This is a genomic window from Enterococcus sp. AZ020, from assembly GCF_050499205.1.
In the GTDB taxonomy this organism is placed as follows: domain Bacteria; phylum Bacillota; class Bacilli; order Lactobacillales; family Enterococcaceae; genus Enterococcus_L; species Enterococcus_L dunnyi.
In genome coordinates, this window is the sequence record NZ_JBIPAT010000001.1 from 752430 (window position 1) to 767876 (window position 15447).

The following is a 15447-nucleotide window of genomic DNA, read 5'->3' on the forward strand; positions in this document are numbered from 1 at the left end:
CATTATTTTTTTAATTCATGATGAGCTGCAGCAACTGTTTCACCTATATCGACTGAGCTATCAACGATACCTTCTCCTTCAACAGAAGTCAAATAGGCTAAAAATTCAATATTACCCTCACCGCCTGTAATTGGTGAATAATCTAATCCGCTGATCGTATACCCATGTTTTTGAGCGAAGGTCAGAATATCATTGAGAACAAGTTTGTGCGTCTCTGGTTCCCGTACGATTCCTTTTTTACCAACAAGCTCTTTCCCTGCCTCAAACTGTGGTTTGATCAACGCAACTACTTGACCGCCAGACTTTAGGATCGCATGTAGCGGCGGTAGAATCAGTTTAAGAGAAATAAATGAAACATCGATCGTCGCGATATCTGGTACCCCTTCATGAAAATCTTCTGGTGTACTGTAACGAAAATTTGTCCGTTCCATTACAACGACTCTTTCATCCTGTCGAATCTTCCAAGCAAGCTGATTATATCCTACATCTAAAGCATAACTTAAGCGAGCACCATTTTGTAAAGCAACATCGGTAAAGCCGCCTGTCGATGCACCGATATCCAGCATAGTCTGCTCCTTTACATCTATACCGAAAACGTTCAATGCTTTTTCTAATTTTAGCCCACCACGTGAAACATAAGGTAACGTTTGGCCTTTGACTTGAAGCGGAGTTTCCGCTGAAATTTTTTCGCCAGGTTTATCCAGTCGTTCATTTTTATCGTTATAAACTAAACCAGCCATCACCGCACGTTTGGCTTTTTCTCTTGTTTCAAATAATCCTTGATTAAACGCTAAACTATCTACGCGCTCTTTTTTCATAAGTGCCTTCTTTCTATGATAAATGCAGTTGATTTAAAAATTCTTGTAAGAATGCTGGTTGAAATTCACTGCTGATTTCTTTGACAGATCCTAAAGTTTTCGTTCCTAATGTTAGCTGTTCTGCTAGTGCAGCTTTTGCGCCTTCCAACCCAAGCAGACTTGGGTAAGTGCTTTTATTTAAGGCTTCATCACGTCCAACTTGCTTGCCTAACTCAGCTTCTGAGCTTGTCGCATCAAGTAGATCATCTTTGATCTGAAACGCTAACCCTAAATGCTTTGCAAAAATGCCTAATAAGTCAACGACTTCTTCTGGTTGTTCAGCTAGAATCCCGCCGGCTAAAAGAGCAAATTCGATCAACGCTCCTGTTTTCTTTTCGTGAACATTCGCTAGTTCAGCCAAAGTCAAAGAACGTTTTTCTCCTTGAAGATCCCCAGCCTGACCAGCAACCATTCCTTGTGTTCCGGCAGCCTTACTCAAAAGCTGGATCAAAAGTACCTTTTGATCTGACTGAATTCGACTAAGTGCCGCCAGTTGAAATGCGGCTGTCAATAAGCCATCCCCAGCCAAAATAGCATGAGCTTCGCCAAATACTTTATGATTCGTCGGCTTTCCACGACGTAGATCATCATCATCCATTGCAGGCAAATCATCATGAATCAACGAATACGTATGGATCATTTCCAAGGCCGCAGCAATTTGATAATCGTGTGTTTGTGGGTGACGATCGAATGAATGAAGTACAGCTAAAACTAAAAGTGGACGAAACCGTTTCCCTCCAGCACGAATCGAATATAGCATCGCTTCTTTCAATTGTTCGTTTGCTGTGTACTGATTGATAAAATCTTCCATTTCCTTTTCGATAAGCGGTAAACTTTGCTTGCGGAAACTGGTGAAATCTTCCATCAAGCTTCCCCGCTTTCTTCGAATGGAACTTCTTCATTATTTTCTGTCATCACTTTTGTTAAGGTCTTTTCAGCCTTTTGCAAGGTATCCTGACACTGTTTGCTCAATGCCATCCCTTCTTGAAAAGCCGCTAAAGCTTCTTCTAAAGGAACATCACCGCGTTCTAAACGCTGAACGATCTCTTCTAGTTCAGTCAATGATTCTTCAAATGTTTTTTCGATTGCTTTTTCTTTTGCCATACTACTACTCCTCTTCCGCTGGTAAAACTTTTTCTATCATGGTCTCTACGATACCATCGACATAATGGATCTGGATTTTTTCTTTTGGTTTTAGTTCAGTGACTGATTTGACCACTTGCTGCTCTTTTGTTGTATAACTATAGCCGCGTCCCATGATTTTTAATGGACTAAGCAGGTCTAGCTGTTGAATTGCAGAGCTGAACTGCTTTTGTTTATCTTTCATGTATTGTTCCATACGATTATGCAGGGATTCGTCTAAAAATTTTAACCGCTGCTGACCTTCTCTGATCTGGCTTTGAGGGCTTTGCTGTCTGAATTGCCCAATGATTTCTTGTGCTGTCCGTTGTTTTTGATGATACACAGTTTCCATCGATTGGATCAATCGCTGCGTAACTCGATCCAGCTTGATCGTTTGTCCTTCATATAACCGGTCAGGTTGTTTAAATACGTAAGAATTTTTCAAGCGTTGATATCGGTCTGTTTTTTGTTTCAATTGATATAAGAAGCTTTGTTCCAAACGTGTTTGGCGGTCTTTGATTTTCAACAATTCTTCATTTAAAACGGGAACCGCTAATTCTGCTGCAGCAGTCGGTGTAGCAGCACGAACATCCGCAACCATATCAGCGATCGTTACATCTGTTTCATGCCCGACGGAAGAAATGATCGGTGTTTTTGCCTCATAAATTGCTCTAGCCACACGTTCTTCATTAAACGGCCATAGATCCTCAATCGAACCACCACCACGACCAATGATCATTGTATCAAAAGTGCCCGATTCTTCCACTTTTTGAATGTTACGAACAATATCGTCTGCTGCTTGATCCCCTTGAACTAAGGTTGGAAACAGAACCAGCTGAGCAATCGGATATCTTCTTTTCACCGTTGTAATAATGTCTCGAATGACTGCTCCGCTAGGACTAGTGATCACAGCAATTCGTTTAGGATAGCGAGGCAGCATTTTTTTAGGCCCTTCAAACAAGCCTTCTTTTCCTAGTTTTTCACGTAATTCAGCAAGTGCCTGATACAGCGCACCAACGCCATCCGGCTCCATATGTTCAACATAAATTTGATAAGAGCCGCCATTTTCATATAAAGATATACGGCCAACAACTAGGACTTTCATTCCTTCTTTAGGCTGAAACTTCAGTTTCTGAAAGGCTGATTTAAACATAATTGCAGAAATTTTTGCACCATCATCTTTTAAGCTAAAATATTGATGGGCATTTGGCCGTAAGCGAAAGTTAGAAATTTCTCCTGTTAAATATACACGTTCCAAGTATGGATCAGCATCGAATTTGCGTTTTAAATATTTGGTTAAAGCTGTGACTGTTAAATATTGCTGTTCCATCTTCTCACCTTACTTTTGTTTTTTAGCGGCCTCGACTGTTTGATACATCAGCATCGTGATCGTCATTGGGCCAACACCTTTTGGTACAGGCGTGATATAGCTGGCGATCTCTGAGACTTCATCAAATTTCACATCACCGATCAGCTTCCCGTTTTCATCGCGGTTCATACCCACATCAATGACGACTGCACCAGGCTTCACGAACTCTTTTGTCACGAAATGGCCGCGGCCGATCGCAACAACAAGAATATCCGCTTCTCTAGCAACAGCTGGTAAATCTACTGTTCTAGAATGAGCGATCGTCACTGTCGCATTTTTCATCATCATCAATTGGGCCATCGGTTTACCAACGATATTACTCCGTCCGATCACCACAGCTCGCTTACCTTCAAGATCGATGTTATAGGCTTCAAACATTTTCATGATGCCGTATGGCGTACATGGAATCATTGTCGGCTCACCGATAAATAAGTGTCCCATGTTCATAGGATGAAAGCCATCAACATCTTTGTTTGGATCAACAGCAAGTAAGACTTTTTCTTCATCGATATGTTTCGGTAGCGGTAACTGAACTAAAATACCATGAAATTCGGGATCTTGATTGTAGCGTTCGATCACATCAAGTAACTCAGTTTCTGAAATCGTCTCTGGCAAACGTTCGATCTTTGAACGAATCCCGATTTTCGCTGCTGCTAAATCTTTGTTCTTCACATACGTTTGACTCGCTGGATTTTCACCGACCAACAACACGACTAAACCTGGTTTAATCCCTTTTTTTTCAAGTTCTGTCACTTCTTCTTTGATTTGCGCCTGCATCTTGTCCGCTAATTCACGACCGTTGATTAACTCTCCCATGAGATCACTCCTCTTTTTTTGTCTGTATTGTTTCATTTTAGCACAGATTGGAGACTCTTTACACTGTATAGTTGTTCTAATATTGGGTAGGACCCTTTGATAGGATGATACTTTATTTTCTATGTATTTTGAGGCTGAGACAAAAATGTCTAGCTCTGAGAAATAAGAAGGTGTTGCTTTTTTCTCACCGTTTATTCGAATTTAGAGAGCGAAACAAAACTGTTTTTTAGTTTTGTCCCACTCTCCTTCTGTTTTAGCACTCTATATTATTTTAAAGTAAATCCAATTCTTCTTTTTCCGTATAGGGCACGCCCATTTGATCCAATACTTCTTTTTTGTATAATTTTTTTTGATATTTATCATAGTGCGGGCTTATAAATGCTTCACCTTTTAATCGTTCAAAGACTGGAAACTCACCATTCTCCAGTAAGATCATATCACCTTCGAATTCTTTTAATAATTCTCCGATTACTTGGAAGAAGATCGGCATTCCCGCTTTAGCTCCACCCATATATTGAATATAGCTATTGTAATTAATTTTCACGCCTTCCTCTTCTTTTAAAAATTGATAATATTCTTCGTTAAATCGTTCGTTTGGATACATGCAAAAAAATATGAAGTATTCCGTACAAATTTCCAATGTTTCTTCATTCATACTCGGTAGTCCCAATTTATTCTTTTCAAAAATAAAACATAGAACATTATAGATTTTTTGCCATGTTTTTTTAGGTAATAATGTTGTATATAGATATAAGTTTGATTCCATACTTACCACGTCCATTTCCATATTATTTGTTTATCCTTTATCACTAGTATTTCAGTTAAACGTTCTAAATCTCCATTTGAATTCACTTTTCGTTGAATTATTTTTAAAATTTCACTTATATGTACTTGGTTCATCAGCTTGGCTTTATCTAAGCTGATAAACCTTTTGTTTTAGTATGTTAAAGTAAATCTAAGTCTTCTTTTTCTGTATAGGGAACGCCCAAATAGCTTAATGTTTCTGCTGAATAGAGTTCTTTTTGGTATTCTTTATAATGACCACTGATAAATATTTCACCATTTAACCGTTCAAAAACTGGAAATTCAAAATTTTCTAATAAAATCATATCTCCTTCAAATTCCTTTAACAGTTCTCCAATTACTTCGAAGAAAATTGGCATTCCATGTTCTATTTTTCTATTTATGAATTGAACATAGACATTATAATTGACTTTTATATCTTCCTCTTCTTCCAAAAACTGATAATATTCTTCATCTACTTTTTCATTTGGATCTTGACAAAGTAACGAAAAATAATAGGTTCCTATATTTAATGATTCTTCATCCATATTCGGTTCTTTCAATTTATTCCTTTTATATACTAAATATAGTACTTCATAAATTTTTAACCAAGTTATCCTAGGTTGCATAGTTGTATATAGATAGAAACTATATTCCATTTCACCACGTCCATTTCCAGATTATTTGTTTATCTTTTGTCACCAATATCTCAGTTAATCGTTTTAAGTCTCCATTTGGATTTGCTTTTCGCTGAATCATCCCTAGAATTTCATCTTTATGTATTCGGTTCATCAACTCAGATAGAGTTAAGCTGATGAACCTTAAGTTTTACTACTTTATGCCTTCTTTAAAGCAAATCCAACTCTTCTTTTTCTGTGTACGAAACACCTAAATAGCTTAATGTTTCTGCTGAATACAACTCTTTTTGGTATTCTTTGTAATGACCACTGATAAATACTTCACCATTTAACCGTTCAAAAACGGGGAATTCACCATTTTCCAATAAAATCATATCTCCTTCAAATTCTTTTAATAATTCTCCGATGACTTGAAAGAAAATTGGCATCCCTTTTTCAATCTTACGATTAAAAAAGGTAATATAAATATTATAATTGGTTTTTACTTTTTCTTCTTCTTCCAAAAACTGATAGTATTCTTCATCCACTAGTTCGTTCGGACCCATGAAAAAAAAGTTAAAATAAAAAGCTCCAATATTCAATGATTTTTCACCCATGGATGGCCTTGTTAAGTTATTTTCGTTGTACACTGTACACAATATTTCGTACACTTTCAACCAAGTTTCTCTGGATTGTATTGTTGTATATAAATATAGTCTACAATTCATCTCACCACGTCCATTTCCAAATTATTTTTTTATCCTTTGTCACTAATATCTCAGTTAAGCGTTTTAAATCTCCATTTGGGTTGGCTTTTCGCTGAATCATTCCTAAAATCTCATTGACTTTGTTTGTCGAATAGCCGTCTAAATTCAAGACAATTTTATCTGCTTGTCCTTTGGTTTTCCCCACAATCTCATTGACTAAATTTTTTGTATTATTCGTCGTCGGTGCGTAACAGTCAAACACTTTCCCTTCAATTTTAAAGTCTGGACTGCTTTCTGGTTTTATTCCATGTCCATTTCCTTCTGGATTATATTCTAGCATTTCAAGATCATATCCTTCATCAGCCAGATGATTTGCAGTGTCATTCTGCCTCTTTATTCCTTCTCCTGAACCTTCTTCATATTCCCCTCTAGGCTTTCCTCCTTTTTCTTTCGACGGTTTGATTCCTTTATCCTGCCAATTACTATAGTCTTGTCTAATTTGCGGCTTTTCAATTTCACCTGAAGAATTAGCGATCATCAGTCCAACTAAACCAGTCGCTCCAATCACTAATAAGACCGTTCCACCACTTACAGCTGTTGCTCCTGCTACAACGCCTACCTCTGCTAGTACTAGACCACTATAACTCCCTTGGATCGTCATGACTCCGACCGCTGCTGTTCCCGTTCCAATCGTAGGTCCTGCTAGTTGAACGACTTGATTTAATAAATTGCCTAGTCCATCAATTGTTTTTGATAAGTTTGACTTTATATCTTCCCAATTTTTTCTTTGAATAAGCGTTGTATAGATATTCGTCAGTTTTTGATCTAATTCGTCTTTTACATACACATAATACATCGTATATGCTCCAGTCAATCTATACGGAACAATGTCAATATCATCGCTTGACAAATCACCGATTCGTGTTTGATAGGCATAGTTTCCAAAGTCCTGAATCGTTTTCCCTTCGATTTTCAGATAATAGATATCTGGAACAAGTAATTTTGATAACTTCTCCGCTCCATCACTACTAACATATTCTTTCTTATTTCCATCATAAAGTGTGTACTTTATATTGGTTTCACTTGAAAAATTCATCTCACAATAGGTGGCTAACTCATCTTTTTTCAAATCTAGTTTATAAAAATCAACATCTCCAGGATGGTCAAGTCTTTGATTGTATAATTGATTCAATTTTATACTTTTGGCTGTATCAAAATTATCACCTACATCGTCAACACCTGATCTAAGTATATATTTTCCTTTCTCGTCTGCCAGTGTTCTTAATTTAAGATAATAGGTGCCTGGAATTAGTTTGCGTTTAAATACAAAATGACTATTCGATTGATCACTGATCTTGCGAATACCAGAATCATCATACAAGGTCGCTTGTAAACTGGTAATTTTACTATCACCAGATAGATAATACGTTCCAGCTTTAGAAATAGTCAATTTATAAAAATCAATATCACCAATATAGTCAAACTGTCCTGAAAAATCCTTATTCAAAACAAGAGCAGCGGCCGTTTTTGGCGTATCTCCAGCCTCATCTTTTGTATAGTCTATAGTAGTAGTTATATCAACTGTGTACTCTGCTTGTTTTACAGCAGAATCGGTGTTTTTTACCGCTAAATAGTAGGTGCCTGGATAAAATTTCCGCTTGATTTTATTTGAAGTTCCACTCACTATACTGCGGACACCTGAGTCATCATAAAGATAGTTATACATACTTGTCGTTTCACTTTTAACACTGATTTCGTATTCACCTAAATTAGTGATCGTGAATTTTAAATAATCGATGTCATTTTCATAATCTATCTTTCCTTTAAACGGCGTATTTATTTTTATCAGTCTAGCTTCTTTTGGTCCATTACCGGCATCATCTTTTGTATAATCATTGAGTATTTTTATTTGAATTTCATAATCCGCTTCTTTTATGGCAGAATCGGTGTTTTTCACTGCTAAATAATAGGTGCCTGGATAGAGTTTGCATTTGATTTTACCATAAGTGCCATTTACTAGATTTCTGACACCCGAGTCATCATACAGATAGCTGTACATTTTCGTTGTCCGGCTTTCCGTACTGATCTCGTATTCGCCTAAATTCGTAACCGTGAATTTGAGATAATCGATATCATCTGTGTAATTGATTTTTCCTTTAAATGGCGTTTTTATCTCGATTTGTTTCGCTGTATCTGGCGTATTTCCTATATCATCTTTGGTATAATCTTTGAGCGTTTTTATTTCAACCGTATAATCCGCTTCTTTTGTGCCAGAATCGGTGTTTTTCACTGCTAAATAGTAGGTGCCTGGATAGAGCTTGCGCTTGATTTTATCATAAGTGCCATTTACTAGATTTCTGACACCCGAGTCATCATACAGATAGCTGTACATTTTCGTTGTCCGGCTTTCCGTACTGATCTCGTATTCGCCTAAATTTGTGATCGTGAATTTTAAATAATCGATATCATCTGTGTAATTGATTTTTCCTTTAAATGGTGTTTTTATCTCGATTTGTTTCGCTGTATCTGGTGTATTCCCTACATCATCTTTGGTATAATCTTTGAGCGTTTTTATTTCAATCGTATAATCCGCTTCCTTTGTGCCAGAATCGGTGTTTTTCACTGCTAAATAATAGGCGCCTGGATAGAGCTTGCGCTTGATTTTATCATAAGTGCCATTTACTAGATTTCTGACACCAGAGTCATCATACAGATAGCTGTACATTTTCGTTGTCCGGCTTTCCGTACTGATCTCGTATTCGCCTAAATTTGTGACCGTGAATTTGACATAATCGATATCATCTGTGTAATCGATCTTTCCTTTAAATGGCGTTTTTATCTCGATTTGTTTCGCTGTATCCGGCGTATTCCCTACATCATCCTTAGTGTAGTCTTTGATTGTTGTTACTGCAATCGTATAATCCGCTTCTTTTGTGCTAGAATCGGTGTTTTTCACTGCTAAATAATAGGTGCCTGGATAGAGCTTGCGCTTGATTTTATCATAAGTGCCATTTACTAGATTTCTGACACCCGAGTCATCATACAGATAGCTGTACATTTTCGTTGTCCGGCTTTCCGTACTGATCTCGTATTCGCCTAAATTTGTGATCGTGAATTTTAAATAATCGATATCATCTGTGTAATTGATTTTTCCTTTAAATGGTGTTTTTATCTCGATTTGTTTCGCTGTATCTGGTGTATTCCCTACATCATCTTTAGTGTAGTCTATCAGCGTTTCTACGCTTAATGAATAAATTGGTGGTGCTTCTAGATATCTAACATAATGTGTGGAAACAAAATACGTCCCTGGCATACATTTTAGTTTCCCCACGCCAAGACTACTACTCGATAAAACTCGTTTTCCTGAATCATCATAAATCGTCAAATACGCCCCTTGAGAACCAGTAAATGTATATTCTCCAGCATTCTTTATTAGTATCTTCCAATAAAGTGGTGTGTCTTGTTCACCTATTATCGATTTCGTTTGATTTGGTTCAATTTGAGTAGCAGCATTTAATTTCAATTGAAACAAATCGTCTTCTTGTGAATCTATTTGTTTAATAGACACTGCATAGTTTCCTTTATCTGCTGAATTATATCCTCGCAAATAATGGTAATACGTCCCTTTGTTCAAGGTCGTTTTTTTGATGACTTCTTTTGTACCGTTCTGATATACTATTTCGTTCGTTCCTGAACTTCCATACAGACTATAATACAAAGGTATTTCACCTATTATCTTCACTTCATAGGTACCTGATGATGCAATGGTAAATTTCAGCCAATCCTTATCTTGCTCATAATCGATGGCACCTGTGTAGTTTAATCCTATAGGTGTTGCTCGTTCTATGAGATTTGCTTCTTTGTCATCATCTTGTCTATCTAATTGGGTAATATTTATTTCATATTTTCCCTTATCTTTTGAATTATATCCTCGCAAATAATGATAATACGTCCCTTTGTTCAAGGTCGTTTTTTTGATGATTTCTTTTGTACCGTTCTGATATACTATTTCGTTCGTTCCTGAACTTCCATACAGACTATAGTACAAAGGTATTTCGCCTGTAATCTTCACTTCATAGGTACCTGATGATGCAACAGTAAATTTCAACCAGTCTTTATCTTGCTCATAATCGATGGCACCTGTGTAGTTTAAATCTACAAGTGTTGCTCGTTCTATGAGATTTGCTTCTTTGTCATCATCTTGTCTATCTAATTGGGTAATATTTATTTCATATTTTCCCTTATCTTTTGAATTATAGCCTTGCAAATAATGATAATAGGTCCCTTTGTTCAAAGTCATTTTCTTAATGACTTCTTTTGTGCCATTCTGATATACTATTTCGTTCGTTCCTGAACTTCCATACAGCCTATAATACAACGGGATTTCACTTGTTACCTTCACTTCGTAGGTACCGGATGATACGATAGTAACTTTCAACCAATCCTTATCTTGCTCATAATCGATAGCACCAGTGTAGTTTAAATCTACAAGTGTTGCTCGTTCCAAAAAGTTCGCCTCTTTGTCATCATCGTGTTTATCTAATTGGGTGACACTTATTTCATATTTTCCTTTATCTTTTGAATTATAGCCTCCAAAATAATGATAATAGGTCCCTTTGTTCAAAGTCATTTTCTTAATGACTTCTTTTGTGCCATTCTGATATATTATTTCGTTCGTTCCTGAACTTCCATACAGCCTATAATAAAGCGGAATTTCACTTATTACCTTCACTTCGTAGGTACCGGATGATACGATAGTAACTTTCAACCAATCCTTATCTTGCTCATAATCGATAGCACCAGTGTAGTTTAAATCTACAAGTGTTGCTCGTTCCAAAAAGTTCGCCTCTTTGTCATCATCGTGTTTATCTAATTGGGTAACACTTATTTCATATTTTCCTTTATCTTTTGAATTATAGCCTCCCAAATAATGATAATAGGTTCCTTTGTTCAAAGTCATTTTCTTGATAACTTCTTTTGTGCCATTCTGATATATTATTTCGTTCGTTCCCGAGCTTCCATATAGTCTGTAATACAACGGGATTTCACTTATTACCTTCACTTCATAGGTACCTGATGATGTAATATTAAATTTCACCCAGTCTTTATCTTGCTCATAATCAATGCCGCCAGCATAGGTTAATCCTATAGATGTTGCCTTTTCTAGTTTATCACCTTCTTTATCATCTTCATGACTATCTAACTGAGTGACTTTTATCTCATATTTTCCTTTATTATTTAGATAGTATCGACCAAGACTATGATAATAGGTCCCTTTAGTTAATATTAATTTTTGCGTAAATTCCTTTGTAGCTTGTTTATTGATCAAAGAAAGTTCCCCTGAACTCCCGTACAGATTATAATATAAAGGACTCTCACTATTTACCTTAAGTTCATAAGTACCTGAAGAAGTGATGACAAATTTCAACCAATCCCTGTCACTGTCATAGTCAATCGCTCCAGTATAGTTTAAATCAACCAGAGTCGCTTCACTATAAGTGTTCCCCTCTTTATCTCCTTCTTGGCTTTCTAATTGAACTAGTTTCACATTGTAGATTCCCATAAATTTGAAATTTGGAGCTTTTAGTTTAAAGTAATAGGTACCTTTAGTTAGATCCTTTACAATCTTTTGATTTTTTATACTGGTGTCCCAAGCAATAGTAGTATCACCCGAGCTGCCGTAAAAACTAAAGTTTATCTCAATCGTGCTGCTTATATTGATTTCATATTTTCCAGTTTCTGGAACTTCAACTTTCAACCAATCTGTATCATCAGCAAAATCAATAGATCCTGAGTATTCCATATCAAATAATTTCGCGTCTTCGATCGTGTCCCCTTCATAATCTTTAATGATTGCTCTTTGGCTGCGTGAAGGGAGTGTTTCTTTTTCTGAACTATCAGTTTTTCCACTTTGCGGCTCTTGGTTTTCTATTGCTTTTGACTCTACTATGACCTCATCTTTTTTACCACTTTCCGTAGTACTCGACTCGAGAATCTGGCTACTAGTAGAACTTTCAGTGCTAATCTCAAGCTCAGCGGCTTCACTCATTGATTCTTGCAGATCTTCTGTTGTAAATTCAGTTTCAGTTGTTTTTCCCATCATATTTGCCTCATCAGATTGGAAAATATTGATTGTTTCAGTTGTTGGAAATTGGAAACTCAAATATTCATTTTTTACCGCTTCAAGCTGCTCTAATTTTATATATGGATCTGATAAACTATAGACATTCGTTCGGTGACGGACAAAAACAATTCCAGCTTTTTCAAATAATACTAATGGAGCCTCTGTTGTGGCTATATTCATAAAAGAATTTAGCCCTTGCGCAGTATTGCTTGTCTCTAATGAATATTCTTTAGAAACTGAATTCCAACGAACAAGCTGAAATACTTGATTACGAAAAAGAACTGGAAACAAAACATCTTCCCTTGATTCTTCTCCTTGAACGAATAATGTCACTGGCTCTGCAATCATCAATTCTTTTTCTATCAAGGTTTCATCTTGAAGCTCTGATAATAGCCATTCCTTTGACGGTTTCCCTACACTCGTTTCTCCCTTAGAAATCATTACTGTCTGTAATTTTAGCTGTTCATTGATAACCTCGACCGCCTGAACAACCGATGAAAGCTGTCCAGTTATCACAACCATTACCACTAACAATAGAATAACCTTAAATCCTCTTTTTTCCATTTATTCTCCTCCACTACTGAATTGATTAAAACACATCTTTTGTAATTAAAAACAAACAAAAGAGAATGCATTTAGTTCTTATAATAACATCAAATTATATAATGAACAAATCAATCCAGATCGTTGGAGCACTTATAAAATAACTAAAAAATCATTTCATGTTTTTAATAAAAAAAGACTAAGATTATTTCAATCTTAGTCCAAAAATCCATTTATATATTATTTAATTACTTTTTTAGCTTTAGAACATATGAATAGAAGGAAACTACCCTTACTCTTCAAGATCCTTCATCACATTTGACAGTACACCATTGACAAATTTTCTTGAGCGGTCATCACTGAATTTTTTGGTCAACTCAATTGCTTCATTCAACGCCACTGTATTAGGTACATCTCCGGCATAGATCATCTCAAAAATAGCCATGCGCAAAATGATCAAATCCATTTTGGCGATCCTATTGATCGTCCAATTCGTGCCTAAATGTTTCTTGATGACCTCATCTAATTCTGATTTACGGTCACAGACACCACCAACTAATAGATCTAGATAGGTCGGAACAAATTCTTCCCCATCTTCGCTGATGATATCACGGTTATCTAATTCTAAAGCATAATAAATCGCATCTTGTTTCGTCAAATCGATATTAAAATCCAAAGGAAATAAAGCTTGCAGTGCTTTTTCACGAATCTCATGACGAGTAAAGCTCGGCTTACTCATTTTCTCCCTCTTCCTCTGGGAATAATTCATCAAAATCCGGCTCAGGAAGCTTTTCAGGAACGACTGCCACCACATGGATATTTACTTCAACTAAATCGATATCAGTCATAAACAATACTTGCTGTTTCACACGATCCTGCATATCTAAAGCAACTTTCGGTACAGAGATCCCGTAATTCAAGTAGCAATAAATATCGACTTTCAAGCCTTCTTCTTCGGCTCTTAAATAAACACCTTTGCCGTGAGCAGCACGACCAAGGAATTCTGTTACATTATTAGCAAATGTTCCGCGCATGCCATATACGCCATCAACTTTAGAAGCTGCAATACCAATAATGACTTCGATCACTTCTGGTGCGATCACGATTTCACCTAAAGCATCTTTTGTATTAATCACTAGATTTTTTTCGTCAGTCATTTTTATCCTCCTCAATAGTCATGTTCGAGAAACTTTCTCTACGTTTTCAAGCTTTCGTCCATATACCTATCTAAGTTTACATTCACATCTAGTTTATCATTAAATGATCGTTTTCGCTACCAAAAAAAGAGGCAGGAAAACGTGTTCTACAAATTATAAAATAATCAATTCTTTCGGTGAATGTGTCAATACACGATTGCCATCTTTCGTGATCAGTAGATCATCTTCGATTCTGACACCGCCAAGTCCTGGTAAATAAATCCCAGGCTCATCTGTGATCACATTGCCTGCCACGAATTGTTTCTCTGCTCTAAAGGAAACATTGGGTCCTTCGTGGATCTCTAAACCAATTCCATGTCCTGTACTATGACCAAAAGCTTCTCCATAACCATAAGAAGCGATATGGTCACGAGCGATCGCATCTAGCTGAATACCAGTCAAGCCCGGTTTAGCTTCTTCTAGAACTTTCAATTGTGCTTCTAAAACGATTTGATAAATCTCTTTCAGCTTGCTATCAGGTTCCCCAATCGCAAAAGTCCGTGTCATATCAGAAACATAGCCTTGGTAATAGCAGCCAAAATCTAACGTGATCAAATCACCTTTTTCAATGATTTTTTCACTGGCAACACCATGTGGCATAGCCGAACGTACACCACTGGCAACGATCGTTTCAAACGAAACACCCGTCGCACCCAATGAACGCATATAAAAATCCAATTGATTGGCGATCTCAATTTCTGTCATCCCTGGTTTGATGACTGTCAAAATATGTTTAAAGCCAAGATCAGCAATGCTACATGCTTTCTCAATGATCGCAATCTCTTCTTCATCCTTCACTTCACGCAGTTCTTCGATCAAACCAGCTACTGGAACTAATTCACACGGTATGATTTCTTCCAGCACACTGTATTCAGCAAAGCTGACAAATAACTCTTCAAAAGCGATATTTTTCAATTGTTCTTTTTCGGCAATCGCAACAACCTCATCAAAGATCGGTCCTGCATTTTGAACGATTTCATAGCCTTGTGCTTGTGCTGCCGCTTGCTCTGTATAACGAAAATCCGTGACAAAAAACGCTTTGTCTAATGTGATCACTGCTAATCCTGTAGTTCCTGTGAAGTTTGTTAAATACCGTAGATTATACGAGCTGGTGATTAAAAATGCGTCTAGATTGTTTCCCTTCATCAATGCTCTTAATTTATTTACTCTGATCATCATTGCATTTCCTTCTTTCTTCATAACGTTCTCTTTAATTGTAGCAAATTTTCCTGTTATTTGTTACCTATTCGGATTAAATCATGAAGAACTTTTTTCTTTTAGTTTTATTTACGAAATCGTTCCCGTTTATTTTA

At 36.6% G+C, this 15447-nt stretch carries 12 protein-coding genes; all 12 read right to left on the reverse strand.

The features are described 5' to 3' along the window. Positions 1-2 precede the first annotated feature (2 nt). Positions 3-818, reverse strand: coding sequence for a TlyA family RNA methyltransferase (locus IGI58_RS03580; protein ID WP_429954443.1), 816 nt, complete (start codon positions 816-818; stop codon positions 3-5). Between the two features lie 13 nt (positions 819-831). After that, positions 832-1722, reverse strand: a complete 891-nt coding sequence (locus IGI58_RS03585; protein ID WP_429954442.1) for a polyprenyl synthetase family protein — start codon at positions 1720-1722, stop codon at positions 832-834. After that, entirely contained in the window at positions 1722-1961 is a 240-nt protein-coding gene (locus tag IGI58_RS03590) for an exodeoxyribonuclease VII small subunit (RefSeq protein WP_087641017.1), read from the reverse strand. The genes IGI58_RS03585 and IGI58_RS03590 overlap by 1 nt, the downstream gene beginning before the upstream one ends. A gap of 4 nt (positions 1962-1965) precedes the next feature. After that, on the reverse strand, positions 1966-3309 hold the full coding sequence (gene xseA / locus IGI58_RS03595; RefSeq protein WP_429954441.1) for an exodeoxyribonuclease VII large subunit: 1344 nt from the start codon (positions 3307-3309) through the stop codon (positions 1966-1968). 9 nt (positions 3310-3318) lie between these two features. Beyond that, a complete protein-coding gene (locus IGI58_RS03600) occupies positions 3319-4164 on the reverse strand; it encodes a bifunctional methylenetetrahydrofolate dehydrogenase/methenyltetrahydrofolate cyclohydrolase (protein WP_429954440.1) in 846 nt (281 codons plus the stop codon). A 271-nt stretch (positions 4165-4435) separates the two neighbouring features. Then, entirely contained in the window at positions 4436-4930 is a 495-nt protein-coding gene (locus tag IGI58_RS03605; RefSeq protein ID WP_429954439.1) for a hypothetical protein, read from the reverse strand. Between the two features lie 178 nt (positions 4931-5108). Further along, a complete protein-coding gene (locus IGI58_RS03610; protein WP_429954438.1) occupies positions 5109-5510 on the reverse strand; it encodes a hypothetical protein in 402 nt (133 codons plus the stop codon). Between the two features lie 284 nt (positions 5511-5794). Then, positions 5795-6292, reverse strand: coding sequence for a hypothetical protein (locus tag IGI58_RS03615; RefSeq protein ID WP_429954437.1), 498 nt, complete (start codon positions 6290-6292; stop codon positions 5795-5797). Position 6293: 1 nt separating this feature from the next. Further along, positions 6294-12959 carry a hypothetical protein gene (locus IGI58_RS03620; RefSeq protein WP_429954436.1) on the reverse strand — a complete coding sequence of 2222 codons (6666 nt, stop codon included), beginning with the start codon at positions 12957-12959 and terminating at the stop codon, positions 6294-6296. Between the two features lie 271 nt (positions 12960-13230). Beyond that, positions 13231-13677, reverse strand: a complete 447-nt coding sequence (gene nusB, locus IGI58_RS03625) for a transcription antitermination factor NusB (protein WP_087641014.1) — start codon at positions 13675-13677, stop codon at positions 13231-13233. Further along, a complete protein-coding gene (locus tag IGI58_RS03630) occupies positions 13670-14095 on the reverse strand; it encodes an Asp23/Gls24 family envelope stress response protein (RefSeq protein ID WP_087641013.1) in 426 nt (141 codons plus the stop codon). Before IGI58_RS03630 ends, nusB begins: the two co-directional genes overlap by 8 nt. 153 nt (positions 14096-14248) lie before the next feature. Continuing rightward, the gene (locus tag IGI58_RS03635; protein ID WP_429954435.1) at positions 14249-15313 is read right to left on the reverse strand and encodes a M24 family metallopeptidase; all 1065 of its coding nucleotides are present in this window, start codon (positions 15311-15313) and stop codon (positions 14249-14251) included. Between the last annotated feature and the right edge of the window lie 134 nt (positions 15314-15447).

Excerpts from the sequence above, each read along its gene's own strand:
- IGI58_RS03615 (WP_429954437.1), bottom strand. The coding sequence starts at position 6,292 with ATGAATTGTAGACTATATTTATATACAACAATACAATCCAGAGAAACT.
- IGI58_RS03630 (WP_087641013.1), bottom strand. The coding sequence starts at position 14,095 with ATGACTGACGAAAAAAATCTAGTGATTAATACAAAAGATGCTTTAGGT.
- IGI58_RS03580 (WP_429954443.1), bottom strand. The coding sequence starts at position 818 with ATGAAAAAAGAGCGCGTAGATAGTTTAGCGTTTAATCAAGGATTATTT.
- IGI58_RS03585 (WP_429954442.1), bottom strand. The coding sequence starts at position 1,722 with ATGGAAGATTTCACCAGTTTCCGCAAGCAAAGTTTACCGCTTATCGAA.
- IGI58_RS03600 (WP_429954440.1), bottom strand. The coding sequence starts at position 4,164 with ATGGGAGAGTTAATCAACGGTCGTGAATTAGCGGACAAGATGCAGGCG.
- IGI58_RS03590 (WP_087641017.1), bottom strand. The coding sequence starts at position 1,961 with ATGGCAAAAGAAAAAGCAATCGAAAAAACATTTGAAGAATCATTGACT.
- IGI58_RS03635 (WP_429954435.1), bottom strand. The coding sequence starts at position 15,313 with ATGATGATCAGAGTAAATAAATTAAGAGCATTGATGAAGGGAAACAAT.
- IGI58_RS03605 (WP_429954439.1), bottom strand. The coding sequence starts at position 4,930 with ATGGAATCAAACTTATATCTATATACAACATTATTACCTAAAAAAACA.
- IGI58_RS03620 (WP_429954436.1), bottom strand. The coding sequence starts at position 12,959 with ATGGAAAAAAGAGGATTTAAGGTTATTCTATTGTTAGTGGTAATGGTT.
- nusB (WP_087641014.1), bottom strand. The coding sequence starts at position 13,677 with ATGAGTAAGCCGAGCTTTACTCGTCATGAGATTCGTGAAAAAGCACTG.
- xseA (WP_429954441.1), bottom strand. The coding sequence starts at position 3,309 with ATGGAACAGCAATATTTAACAGTCACAGCTTTAACCAAATATTTAAAA.